This window comes from Thauera sp. K11 (assembly GCF_002354895.1).
In the GTDB taxonomy this organism is placed as follows: Bacteria; Pseudomonadota; Gammaproteobacteria; order Burkholderiales; family Rhodocyclaceae; genus Thauera; species Thauera sinica.
The window spans coordinates 4,878,083-4,889,810 of record NZ_CP023439.1 but is presented as its reverse complement, the minus strand read 5'-3'; the positions used below and the strand labels follow the sequence as shown (position 1 = coordinate 4,889,810).

The window sequence follows — 11,728 nt, the reverse complement described above, 5'->3', positions numbered from 1 at the left end:
GTGTTGCGATGCGGAATTACAATGTCGCCGACCGGATTCCCGCCAGGCTTGTGACCTGCGTCAAAGGATGCGGCGACTCCATCGGGAAGACTGCCATGCATGAACTGTCGCTGGCCGAAAGCGCGGTGGGCCTGATCGAGGACGCGGCCCGGCGCGAGCGCTTCACCCGCGTGCGGGTCGTGCGCATGGAGATCGGCGCGCTGTCCTGCGTCGAAGCCGAGGCGCTGCGCTTCGCCTTCGAGTCCGCGAGCCTCGGCACCTGTGCCGAAGGGGCGAGGCTGGACATCGTCGCGGTGCCGGGCGAGGGCGAATGCGCGGCGTGCGGCATCCGCGCCGCAATGGAAACCCTCTACGACCTCTGTCCGCGATGCGAATCGCGCCCGCTCAGGGTGTTGCGCGGCACCGAGTTGCGGGTCAGGGACCTGGACGTCGAATAGACCGGAGCACGAGGCATGTGTACCACCTGCGGATGCGGTGGCGACGGCGCCACCATCGACCACCACGGCGGCCATCCCTACCGGCCGCATCGCCGCGCCGCGGCCGCATCGCCCGCGGCCGGGCGTGCGGACGACGCCCTCCTCCGCGCGGCCGTGGCCGGTGCCGCGCCCGAGCCGGCCGTCATGGCGGCGGGAAGCACCAGCGCGAGCCCCGGTACGGCGCCCGCCCCCTTCCCTGCCGCACATGATGCCGGGCATCCCGGAGCCGCATCCGGCGAGGCACTCGCGGCCGCCGCGCCTCTGCGCCACGTGGCCGTCGAGCAGGATCTGCTCGCCCGCAACGACGCCGAGGCCGCCGCCAACCGGCGCGCGCTGGCCGCGGCCGGCGTGTTCGCGGTCAACCTCGTCTCCAGCCCGGGCTCGGGCAAGACCACGCTGCTGGTGAAGACCATAGAGCGGCTGGCCGGCCGCATCCCGCTGGCGGTGATCGAGGGCGACCAGCAGACCAGCCGCGACGCCGAACGCATCCGCGCCACCGGCGCGCCCGCCACCCAGATCAACACCGGCAGGGGCTGCCACCTCGATGCGCGCATGGTGGGCGACGCGATGGCCGGCCTGCCGCTGGCGCGCGGCGGCCTGCTGCTGATCGAAAACGTCGGCAACCTGGTGTGCCCGGCCGCCTTCGACCTGGGCGAGGCACACAAGGTGGTGATCCTGTCGGTGACCGAGGGCGAGGACAAGCCGGTCAAGTACCCCGACATGTTCCGCGCCGCCGGCCTGATGCTGCTCAACAAGTGCGACCTGCTGCCCTACCTGGATTTCGACGTCCAGGCGGCACAGAACTGGGCGCGCCGGGTGAATCCGGACATCCGCATCATCCACGTGTCGGCGACGGGCGGCCAGGGCATGGACGAATGGCTGGACTGGCTGGCCGCCGGCGCCCGCCGCGCCGCAGCTTCGGCCCCGGCATGACGACGACCGCGCCCGTGCCGCTGATGGCGCCCCCCGCCGACTCGATCGAGCACCGCCTCGCGCTGCGCGACGGCCCGCCGGTGCTGGCGCTGGGCGCCTGGTTCAAGAACACGGTGTGCGCCGCACAGGGCAAGATCGCCGCGGTGTCGCGCACGGTGGGCGACCTCGACGGCGTAGACGCCTGCCTCGCCCACGAGCGCGCCGCGCGCGCACTGCTCGCCTGGCTGGCGGAGGCCGGCGCGCGGCCGGCTGCAATCGCGCACGACCTGCATCCGGATTTCCACTCCACGCGCTTCGCCGCCGAACTCGCCGCCGAACTCGGCGTGCCGCTGCAGCCGGTGCAGCACCACCATGCCCACATCGCCGCGGTGTGCGCGGAGCACGGCCACGACGGCGCGGCGCTCGGCCTCGCGCTCGACGGCGTCGGCCTGGGCGGCGACGGCAGCGCCTGGGGCGGCGAGCTATTGCAGGTCGACGGCGCACGCTGCCAGCGCATCGGCCACCTGCGCCCGCTCGCCCTGCCCGGCGGCGACCGCGCCGCGCGCGAACCCTGGCGCATGGCGGCCTCGGCGCTGCACGCGCTGGGCCGCGGCGGCGAGATCGCCGCGCGCTTCGCCGCCCTGCCGGCGGCCGCCGGCCTCGCCCGGCTGCTGGACGCCGGCCTGCGCTGCCCGCCGACGACCAGCATGGGCCGCGTGTTCGATGCCGCCGCCGGCCTGCTCGGCCTCGGCACGGTGATGCGGATCGAGGCCGAAGCGGCGATCGCGCTGGAACAGGCCGCCACCCGCCATGGGCCGGTCGAGCCGCTGGCCGGCGGCTGGCGCATCGACGAAGACGCGCATTCCGGCGCGCTGCGGCTCGATCTGCTGCTCTTGCTGGCCGCGCTCGCCGACCCCGCCTCCGGTGCGGAGCCCGGCCGCGGCGCCGCCCTGTTCCACGCCACGCTAGGCGCGGCACTGGCCGACTGGCTGCGGCAGGCGGCGCGGCGCCACGGCCTGGGCACCGTCGCCGCCGCCGGCGGCTGCCTCTTCAACAGGCTGCTCGCCGGCTCGCTGCGCCGCGACTGTACCCAGGCCGGCCTGCGCCTGCTCGAACCGCGCGCGCTGCCGCCCGGCGACACCGCGATCGCCTTCGGCCAGGCGGCGGTGGCGCGCCTGAGCCTGGCGGACGGCTGACATGGCCCGGCACGCCGACCCGGTCCGCATGCCATCGCGCGGCGACGGCCTCCATCGCCGAGCCCGGCCCGGCCGGCTCCGGCGCGCCTCCCATCCCGCCTGCCGCGCCACGCACGGCCTTTCCCCGGAGACCTGACGCCATGTGCCTTGCGATCCCCGCGATGGTGGTGGAACTGTGCGGCAAGGACGAAGCCCTCGTCGACCTCGACGGCGTGCGCAAACGCATCTCGCTGGCGATGGTGGATGACGTGGCGGTCGGCGATTACGTGATCGTGCATGTGGGCTTTGCGCTGCAGAAGCTCGACGTCGGGGAGGCCGAGGCCACGCTGGCGCTGCTGCGCGAGATCGCGCGGGCGCAGCAGGCCGCCGGCGAGGCCGGCCCGGCGGAGCTGCCATGAAATACGTCGACGACTTCCGCGACGGTACGGTGGCGCGCGCGCTGGGCGCCGCGATCCGCGCCGGGGCGCGCCCGGACCGCGAGTACCGCCTGATGGAGTTCTGCGGCGGCCACACGCATGCCATCTCGCGCTACGGCATCGCCGACCTGCTGCCGCCGCAGGTCCGGCTGGTCCACGGCCCCGGCTGCCCGGTGTGCGTCCTGCCGGTGGGGCGCATCGACCAGGCGATCCGCCTCGCGCTCGAACATGGCGTGATCCTCTGCACCTACGGCGACACGCTGCGCGTCCCCGCGTCCGGCAGGCTGTCGCTGCTGCGCGCCAAGGGCCGCGGCGCCGACGTGCGCATGGTGTATTCGCCGCTCGACGCGCTGCAGGTGGCGCGCGCCAACCCGGCGCGCGAAGTGGTGTTCCTCGCCATCGGCTTCGAGACCACCACGCCGCCGACCGCGGTGGCGGTGAAGCAGGCCCGGGCCGAGGGCCTGGGGAACTTCTCGCTGCTGTGCAACCACGTGCTGACGCCGGCGGCGATGCACGCCATCCTCGCCGCACCCGGCGGCGTGCGGCTGGACGGCTTCGTCGGCCCGGCGCACGTCTCCACCGTCATCGGCAGCGCCCCCTACGAACCCTTCGCGCGCGATCACGGCAAGCCGGTGGTGATCGCCGGCTTCGAGCCGCTGGACGTGATGCGCGCGATCCAGATGCTGATCCGCCAGATCGACGACGGCCGCGCCGAGGTCGAAAACGAATTCACCCGCGCCGTCACCGCCGAAGGCAACCGCAAGGCGCAGGCCCTGGTCGCCGAGGTGTTCGAGCTGCGCGACGCTTTCGAATGGCGCGGCCTGGGCACCGTGCCGGCGAGCGCGCTGCGCCTGCGCCCGGCCTTCGCCGGCTTCGATGCCGAGGCGCGCTTCGCCGTACCCGCCGTGCCCGTGCCCGACCACAGGGCCTGCGAGTGCGCCGCCATCCTGCGCGGCGAAAAACGTCCGCAGGAATGCCGCATCTTCGGCACCGCCTGCACGCCGGACAACCCGGTCGGCTCCTGCATGGTGTCGTCCGAGGGCGCCTGCGCCGCGCACTACACCTACGGCCGCTTCCGCGTGGAGGCGGCCCCGACGGAAACAACCCGCACATGAGACTCCCGCATTCCCACCCGCTGGACCTGGAACACGGCCGCATCGACCTGTCGCACGGCGCCGGCGGCCGCGCCATGGCGCAGTTGATCGAAGACCTCTTCGCCCGCGAGCTGGGCAACGAATTCCTCGCCCAGGGCGATGACGGCGCCCGCCTGCCCGCCTGCACCGGGCCGCTGGTGATGGCGACCGACGCGCACGTGGTGTCGCCGCTGTTCTTTCCCGGCGGCGACATCGGCTGCCTGTCGGTGCATGGCACGATCAACGACGTGGCGGTGATGGGCGCGCAGCCGCTGTACCTGGCGGCGAGCTTCGTGCTGGAAGAGGGCCTGCCGCTCGCCGGACTGGCGCGCATCGTCGCCTCGATGGCCGCCGCCGCGCGCGCGGCCGGCGTGCCGGTGGTCACCGGCGACACCAAGGTGGTCGAGCGCGGCAAGGCCGACGGCGTGTTCATCACCACCACCGGGGTGGGCGTACGCCTGGCCGGCATCGACGTGTCCGGTGCCAATGCGCGGCCGGGCGACGCGGTGCTGGTCTCCGGCCCGCTCGGCGATCACGGCATGGCGATCATGTCGGTGCGCGAGAACCTCGCGTTCGACGCGCCCATCGTCTCGGACACGGCCGCGCTGCACGGCCTCATCGCCGACCTGCTGGCCGCCGCGCCCGACGTCCGCGTGCTGCGCGACCCCACCCGCGGCGGGCTGGCGGCGACGCTGAACGAGATCGCCCACCAGTCGGGCGTGGGCATCGTGCTGGACGAAGCCGCCATCCCGGTACGCCCGGCGGTGGCCGCCGCCTGCGAACTGCTCGGGCTCGATCCGCTCGACATCGCCAGCGAGGGCCGGCTGATCGCCATCTGCCCCGCCGCCGGCGCCGAGCGCGCGCTGGCGGCGCTGCGCGCGCACCCGCTCGGCACGGAAGCCGTGCGCATCGGCGAAGTCATCGCCGACGAGCGCCGCTTCGTGCAGATGAAGACCCGCTTCGGCGGCCGGCGCATGGTCGACTGGCTGGCCGGGGATGCGCTGCCGCGGATCTGCTGAGCCGGCCGCGCGGAAGACGCCACGCCCTCAACCCGCATCACCGCGAGACGTCCGCCGCATCCCGCCAGCCGGCGGCAAGCCCCTCAGCCGCCGCCCTGCAACATGTCCCTTAGCGCCACCGCGTTGTTGTGCGCCTCGTCGTGCGCCGAATAGAGCAGCGTCAGCACCGGGCGGGCGGCGACCTCGGCACGCAGCGTTTCCAGCGCCGCCGCCGCCTCGCCTTGCCGCAGTTCCTCCAGGTAGCGCTCACGGAACGTCTCCCAGCGCGCCGGATCGTGTCCGAACCACTGGCGCAGCGCGGTCGACGGCGCGATGTCGCGCAGCCACAGATCGACCCCCGCCTTCTCCTTCGCCAGCCCGCGCGGCCACAGCCTGTCTATCAGCACCCGGAATCCGTCGCCCTCCTCGGGTGGCGCATAGACGCGTTTGATGCTCAAGCGCATGGCTTCCTCCTCCACGAATCGCAATGAACATGCGCGCAAAGAATACGCCACGGCGCGGAGCAGAGAGGACACTGCGCCCGCCCGCGCGGGCCGACTGCGCCGGTCAGGCAGCCGGCGACACCTCGCCGCGCCGGCGTAGCGCCAGCCACACCAGCGCCGCGCCGGTCAGCGCCACCGGCACCAGCGAGCCGGCATTGAGCAGCGTCCAGCCCTGCGTCGTCACCAGCGCGCCGGAGGCGAACGAGGTCAGCGCCATCGTCGCGAACACCGCGAAATTGATCGCCGCCTGCGCCTTGTCCTTTTCCGACGGGCGGTAGGCTTGCATGGCCAGGGTCGTGCCGCCGGTGAAAAGGAAGTTCCAGCCCACGCCGAGCAGGAACAGGCCGATCAGGAAGTGGTGCAGATCCTGCCCCGACAGCGCGACCGCGATGCAGGCCGCATTCAATGCCACGCCCGCCCCCATGATCTTCAGCACGCCGAAGCGCGCGATCAGGTGCCCGGTGAAGAACCCCGGCGCGAACATGCCGATGACGTGCCATTCCAGCACCAGCGCCGCATCCGAGAACGGCATGCCGCACACGTCCATCGCCAGCGGCGTCGCCGCCATCAGCAGGTTCATGACGCCATAGCCGAGCGCCGAAGCGGTCGCCGCCACGATGAATTCCGGCTGCCGCACGATCTCGCCCAGCGGCCGCACGCTGCCGGCCACGACCGCCTTCGCCTTCTCCGCCGGAAAGCGGATGCCCGCCATCACCGCCATCGACACCAGCGCCACCACCGCCAGCGCCAGGTAGGAGCCGAGAAAGGGCAGGCCCAGCCCGTCGCGGGTATGGTTGGCCAGGTTGGGACCGACGACCGCGCCGATCAGGCCGCCGGCCAGCACCAGCGACACCGCCCGCTCGCGAAACTCGGGCGACGCCATCTCGCCGGCGGCAAAGCGGTAGAGCTGGCCGTTGGCGCTGTAGTAGCCGGCGATCACCGTCCCCGCCACCAGCAGCCAGAAGCTGCCCAGATACAGCGCGAACGCGCACAGCAAGGCCGTCAGCAGGGCCACCAGCAGCCCAAGCTGGAACGAGGTCTTGCGCCCCCAGCGCTGCTGGCTGCGCGCCACCAGCCCGGTCGACAGCGCACCGCCCACCACGTAGCCCATCACCGGCAGCGTCGCCATCCAGGCCACCGGCGCCAGACTCAGGCCCACCAGCCCGTTGATGGCGATGAAGACGACGTTGTTGGTCAGGAACAGGCCCTGGGCGATAGCCAGCAGCCAGAGATTCTTCTTCATAAGGAAATGCTTTTTTAGGGGCCAGACGCGAATGTACCGCGTTCCGGCTGAGCGCGGGGCAGCGCGCCGGAAGCCGGCATCAACGACGAGACCGCATCGAGCCTTGTCGATTCGCTCCAGCGCGAACTGCGCGCGCACCCGAGGAAAACGCGCACGAACCTTGCCGCAAAGGAAGATGCCGTGTTGTTGCGCTTCGAGATGAACGCGATGAGGGCCGACGCATACCGGATCGCTGCGGTATCGCCGATCGCTCCTGCCAAGCCAGGAGGGAGGCAGCAAAAGAAAGGGCCTGACAGATCAGGCCCTTGCGGATATATGGCGCGCCCGGCGCGATTCGAACGCACGACCCCTGCCTTCGGAGGGCAGTACTCTATCCAGCTGAGCTACGGGCGCGGGGCTTGGGCCGGTGGAAATGCTTCCGGACACAAGGCGCGTGAGGATATAACGCTTTGCTGCCAAAGTCCATGCCGCGCTGCCACGATGGTTTTTCGCCGGCTATAATCGCGGCTCTCGTCTTGCGCCATAACACAAGTCAAAGGACTCGAGCATGTCGAACCATCGCCCCCTGCGCCTCACCCGTTTCGCAATGCCTGTCGCCGCCCTGGCCGCCGCCGTGCTGCTGGCTGGCTGTGGCAAGCAGGGTGCGTCCGTGGATCCGGAGAAGACCGCCGAACTGATCCAGCCGGTCGCCCGCGTCGAACTGAAGGTCCAGAAGATTGCACCGGGCAGCCGTACCGGCGAGCAGATCGTCAAGTCGGTGTGCTCCGGCTGTCATGACGCCGGCAGCCTCGGCGCGCCGAAGACGGGCGATGCCGGCGCCTGGGGGCCGCGCATCGCGCTGGGGTTCGATGCGCTGACGAAGTCGGCGATCGCCGGCAAGAACCAGATGCCGCCGCGCGGCGGCCTCGGCGACCTGACCGACACCGAAGTCGCCCGCGCCGTGGCCTACCTGGCCAACAAGGCGGGCTCGAGCTTCACGGAGCCGCCGGTCGAGCAGTGATCGGCCTCCCGCCGTGCCGCCAGGCGCGGCAGGCCATACGGAAACGGCAGCCCGCGGGCTGCCGTTTCGTTTTTTCGCCCGGATGCGGCTCCCCGCGCGTTCATCCCGCCGGCTTGTTGTCGCGTTGCTCGAACATGGCCATCAGGTTGGCGAGGCGCGCCTTGCCTTCTTCCCTGGACACCGGCGCGGCGGTGCGGCGATCGTTCATCTTCACGTCTTCGCCCATCTCGGCGATGAAGCGGCTCGGTTCGCAGGGGCGGGGCTCGCGCCCCGACTTGCGCCGCTCGCACCAGGTGATGTTGAGGCTGCGCTGGGCGCGGGTGATGCCGACGTACATCAGCCGGCGCTCTTCCTCGATCTTGTCCTCGTCGATGCTGCTCTGGTGCGGCAGCAGTCCTTCCTCGACGCCGATCAGGAACACGTGCGGGAACTCGAGCCCCTTGGAAGCATGCAGGGTGGCGAGCTGCACGCCGTCGAAGTCGGGGTCCTCCTTGTCGAGCATGGACATCAGCGCGATGGTCTGCGTCAGGTCGACGAGGTTCTTGCCGTCTTCCTCGCCCTTCCTGCCCAGCCAGCCGACGAAGTCGCGCACGTTGTCCCACTTGGACTCCGCCTCGCGCGTGTCGCAGTGCTCGAACAGCCAGGCTTCGTAGCCGATCGCTGCGAGCAGGTCTTCCAGCAGTTGCGCGGCGGGCTCGCGCGGCGCGCGGTACTGCAGCCGGTTGATGAAGCCGGCGAACTCCTGCACGCCGGCGAGTTGCTTCGCGTTCAGACGCTGGGTCAGACCTTCTTCGAACACCGCGGCGAACAGGCTGACGTGGCGCCGCCCGGCATAGGCGCCGAGCGCTTCCAGCGTGGCCGGACCGACGCCGCGGCGCGGCGTGGTGATGGCGCGGATGAAGGCGAGATCGTCGTCTTCATTGACCAGCAGACGCAGGTAGGAGATCAGGTCGCGGATCTCGGCCTTGTCGAAGAAACTCTGCCCGCCCGACATCACGTAGGGGACGCGCTGGTTGCGCAACTGCTGCTCGATGACGCGCGCCTGGTGGTTGCCGCGGTACAGGACGGCGTAGTCCTTGAAGCGGGTGCGATGCTCGAACTTGTGCGCGGTGATCTTCGTCGCCACCCATTCGGCTTCGTGCTCGGCATCGCGGCAGTTGGTGACGACGATCTGCTCGCCGATGCCGTGCTCGGACCACAGGCGCTTCTCGAACAGCTTCTCGTTGTTGGCGATGACGGTGTTGGCCGCCTCGAGGATGCGGCGCGACGAGCGGTAGTTCTGCTCGAGCTTGATGACCTTGAGCTTCGGGTAGTCCTGCTGCAGCAGGCGCAGGTTCTCGACGTCGGCGCCGCGCCAGGCGTAGATCGCCTGGTCGTCGTCGCCGACCGCGGTGAAGGCGCCGCGCACGCCGGAAAGCAGCTTCAGCAGGCGGTACTGGGCGCGGTTGGTGTCCTGGTACTCATCCACCAGCAGGTAGCGCAGGCGGTTCTGCCAGCGCTCGCGCACCTCGGGATGTTCCTCGAACAGGCGCACCGGCAGCGCGATGAGGTCGTCGAAATCCACCGCCTGGTAGGCGCGCAGCGTGCGCTCGTACTCCTTGTAGAGCCTGGCGGCGACCGAGGCGATCTCGTTGTCGGCCAGTTGCGCCGCCTCTTCGGGCGTGACCATCGCGTTCTTCCACGACGAGATCTGCCACTGCATCTGCTTGGCGATGCCCTTGTCGCTATCGCCGGCGACGTCGGACACGATCTGCACGGTGTCGGAGGCATCGAGGATGGAGAACTGCGGCTTCAGCCCGCAATGCGCCGCCTCCTGGCGGATGATGCGCACGCCCAGCGCATGGAAGGTGCACACGGTGAGGCCGCCCGGCGCCCGTCCGCCCATCAGGTGGGCGACGCGCTCCTGCATTTCCTTGGCCGCCTTGTTGGTGAAGGTGATCGCCGCGATGTTGGCCGGGCTGAGCCCGCATTCGTTGATGAGGTGCGCGATCTTGTGCGTGATGACCCGCGTCTTGCCGCTGCCGGCGCCGGCCAGCACCAGGCAGGGGCCGTCGAGGTAGCGTATGGCTTCGCGCTGCGGCGCATTGAGAAGGGCGGACATTGCGTCGGATACGGCGGCAAACGAAGCCACCCTGGCGGCGGCGGGGCCCAATTCTAGCCCATCGCCCACGGCCGGCCGCAGCCGTTACAGATCGGGCGCCGGCGGCTACAGCGCACCGAACACCTTCTTCGCCAGGCTGCCGGCGGCTTCGAGCGGATTGCGGCGGATCGCCTTTTCCTCCTCGGCGATCATCAGGTACAGGCCGTCGAGCGCCTTGCGCGTGACATAGCCCTCGATCTGCGCGTCGTCGCCCTTCACCAGCCCGACGCCGGCCGCCTGGGCGGCGAGCTTGTTGTATTGCGCGGCAACCGCGAGCCTGTCGGTCTGCGCCTTCACGGTGGGCAGGAAGCGCTGCGTGAGCTGCGCCTGCGTCTTGCCGCGGAAGTACTGCGTCACCGAATCGTCGCCGCCGGTGAGGATGCCCTTGGCGTCCTCCACCGTCATGCTCTTCACCGCGCCCACCAGCAGCGTCTTCGCCTCGGGGACGGCAGCCTCCGCGGCGCGGTTCATCACCGTCACCAGCTTGTCCAGATCCTTGCCCCGGCCGGCCATGCGCAGCAGCGGCTCGGCCTGCTCGAGTACGCCGGGCAGCGGAATCCTCACCTTCGGGTTCTTGAGGAAGCCGCCTTCGGTCCCGAGTTGCTCGACCGCGCGCCCGGCGCCCTGGGAGAGCGCCTCCTTCAGGCCGCCCGCGGCGTCCGTGCCGCTCAGCGCGGCAAGGCCGGCCCCCCAGGCGGGCATGCAGATGACAAGGATGGCGAAAGCCCGCAGAATCGAGCGCATTGCAGTCTCCAGGAAATGTGGAACACGAGGCATGAAAGCGAAGAACTTCGTCGTTGCGGCAGCCATGCTCGGCATTGCCGGGCACTTTGTCTACTGCCGGCCGCCGGCCGCGGCCCATGCCGCCGCATCCATGCCGCAGGGCCGTGCCTTCCGCACCATGGGGCTGCACTCGCCGAGCAGGCCGCTGCCGGCGGAAGCGGCCTGAGCATGCGTGCCGCCGGAGCCGGTGGACCGCAGCCGTGGCCTTTCTGCATGCGACGACCATGGGCAGGCGCCGCGCTGCTCGTCCTGGCACTGGGCCTGGCGGCGCCGGCCGGCGCGCAGCGCGCCGGCATGGTCGGCGGCTGCGACATCCGGCGCGGCACGCTGTGCACCAATCTCAACCTCAACGGGGCCGACCTCGCCGGCGCCAACCTGGCGAACTCGCAATTCACCCAGTCCGACCTGTCGGGCGCCAACCTCGCGGACGCGAAACTCGACGAGGCCAATTTCGCCAGCACCGAACTGCGCGGCGCCAACTTCCGGCAGGCGTCGATGGTGCGCATCAACCTGCGCGGGGCACGCCTCAACGAGGCGATCCTCGCCGGCGCGAACCTCGGCAATGCGGTGCTGCAGAACGCGGACCTGAGCAAGGCCGATCTTTCCGGAGCGGTGCTGGTCAATGCCGACTTCAGCAATGCGCGGCTCGAAGGCGCGAACCTCCAGGGTGCCGACCTGCAGCGCGCCAACCTGCGCGCCGCCAAGCTGAAGGGCGCCTCGCTCGCGGGCGCCAGGCTGCATGGCGCCAATTTCACCCGCGCCTCGCTGATCGACGCCGACCTCACCGGCGCCGACATCGACCAGGCGATCTTCCTGAACGCGCAGACGCAGGGGTGCAAGGGCTGCCCGTGAGCGGCCGCCGCGGACTGCCCGATGGCCGCGGGATGAAGCGGACGCCCGCCCCGTCCGCCGGGCCGTACCGCTGGCG

Annotated in this window: 13 protein-coding genes and 1 tRNA gene; 9 read left to right on the top strand and 5 right to left on the bottom strand. The window is 70.9% G+C overall.

Going from position 1 to position 11,728, the window contains the following annotated elements:
• The first annotated feature begins 95 nt into the window (after positions 1-95).
• The 6 genes from hypA to hypE all read left to right on the top strand — a co-directional run bounded on the left by hypA (position 96) and on the right by hypE (position 5,152).
• Positions 96-437, top strand: a complete 342-nt coding sequence (gene hypA, locus CCZ27_RS21345; protein WP_096452874.1) for a hydrogenase maturation nickel metallochaperone HypA — start codon at positions 96-98, stop codon at positions 435-437.
• Positions 438-452: 15 nt separating this feature from the next.
• The gene (gene hypB / locus CCZ27_RS21340; protein WP_269769085.1) at positions 453-1,409 is read left to right on the top strand and encodes a hydrogenase nickel incorporation protein HypB; all 957 of its coding nucleotides are present in this window, start codon (positions 453-455) and stop codon (positions 1,407-1,409) included.
• On the top strand, positions 1,352-2,584 hold the full coding sequence (locus tag CCZ27_RS21335; RefSeq protein ID WP_096451591.1) for a Kae1-like domain-containing protein: 1,233 nt from the start codon (positions 1,352-1,354) through the stop codon (positions 2,582-2,584). The genes hypB and CCZ27_RS21335 overlap by 58 nt, the downstream gene beginning before the upstream one ends.
• 140 nt (positions 2,585-2,724) lie before the next feature.
• On the top strand, positions 2,725-2,982 hold the full coding sequence (locus CCZ27_RS21330) for a HypC/HybG/HupF family hydrogenase formation chaperone (protein ID WP_096451589.1): 258 nt from the start codon (positions 2,725-2,727) through the stop codon (positions 2,980-2,982).
• On the top strand, positions 2,979-4,115 hold the full coding sequence (hypD, locus tag CCZ27_RS21325) for a hydrogenase formation protein HypD (protein WP_096451587.1): 1,137 nt from the start codon (positions 2,979-2,981) through the stop codon (positions 4,113-4,115). Before CCZ27_RS21330 ends, hypD begins: the two co-directional genes overlap by 4 nt.
• Positions 4,112-5,152 carry a hydrogenase expression/formation protein HypE gene (gene hypE / locus CCZ27_RS21320; RefSeq protein WP_096451585.1) on the top strand — a complete coding sequence of 347 codons (1,041 nt, stop codon included), beginning with the start codon at positions 4,112-4,114 and terminating at the stop codon, positions 5,150-5,152. Before hypD ends, hypE begins: the two co-directional genes overlap by 4 nt.
• Before the next feature lie 83 nt (positions 5,153-5,235).
• Here the strand turns inward: hypE and CCZ27_RS21315 are convergent, their stop codons facing one another.
• The 3 genes from CCZ27_RS21315 to CCZ27_RS21305 form a co-directional block, all read right to left on the bottom strand.
• Positions 5,236-5,595 (bottom strand): DUF488 domain-containing protein, encoded by a 360-nt coding sequence (locus CCZ27_RS21315; protein ID WP_096451583.1) that lies wholly within the window; start codon positions 5,593-5,595, stop codon positions 5,236-5,238.
• A gap of 103 nt (positions 5,596-5,698) precedes the next feature.
• On the bottom strand, positions 5,699-6,877 hold the full coding sequence (locus CCZ27_RS21310; protein ID WP_096451581.1) for an MFS transporter: 1,179 nt from the start codon (positions 6,875-6,877) through the stop codon (positions 5,699-5,701).
• Between the two features lie 316 nt (positions 6,878-7,193).
• Positions 7,194-7,270 (bottom strand) — tRNA-Arg (locus tag CCZ27_RS21305).
• Between the two features lie 154 nt (positions 7,271-7,424).
• Here CCZ27_RS21305 and CCZ27_RS21300 point away from each other — a divergent pair.
• A complete protein-coding gene (locus CCZ27_RS21300) occupies positions 7,425-7,877 on the top strand; it encodes a c-type cytochrome (protein WP_096451579.1) in 453 nt (150 codons plus the stop codon).
• Positions 7,878-7,977: 100 nt separating this feature from the next.
• Here the strand turns inward: CCZ27_RS21300 and CCZ27_RS21295 are convergent, their stop codons facing one another.
• Entirely contained in the window at positions 7,978-9,978 is a 2,001-nt protein-coding gene (locus CCZ27_RS21295; RefSeq protein WP_096451577.1) for a UvrD-helicase domain-containing protein, read from the bottom strand.
• 105 nt (positions 9,979-10,083) lie between these two features.
• Complete coding sequence (locus CCZ27_RS21290) at positions 10,084-10,761, bottom strand: DUF4197 domain-containing protein (protein ID WP_096451575.1); 678 nt, start codon at positions 10,759-10,761, stop codon at positions 10,084-10,086.
• Positions 10,762-10,792: 31 nt separating this feature from the next.
• On the opposite strand from CCZ27_RS21290, the gene CCZ27_RS23815 reads away from it, so the two are divergent.
• Complete coding sequence (locus tag CCZ27_RS23815; RefSeq protein ID WP_157748677.1) at positions 10,793-10,966, top strand: hypothetical protein; 174 nt, start codon at positions 10,793-10,795, stop codon at positions 10,964-10,966.
• A gap of 47 nt (positions 10,967-11,013) precedes the next feature.
• Positions 11,014-11,652: a pentapeptide repeat-containing protein gene (locus tag CCZ27_RS21285; protein ID WP_096451572.1), complete on the top strand. Its 639-nt coding sequence runs from the start codon at positions 11,014-11,016 to the stop codon at positions 11,650-11,652.
• Positions 11,653-11,728: the final 76 nt, after the last annotated feature.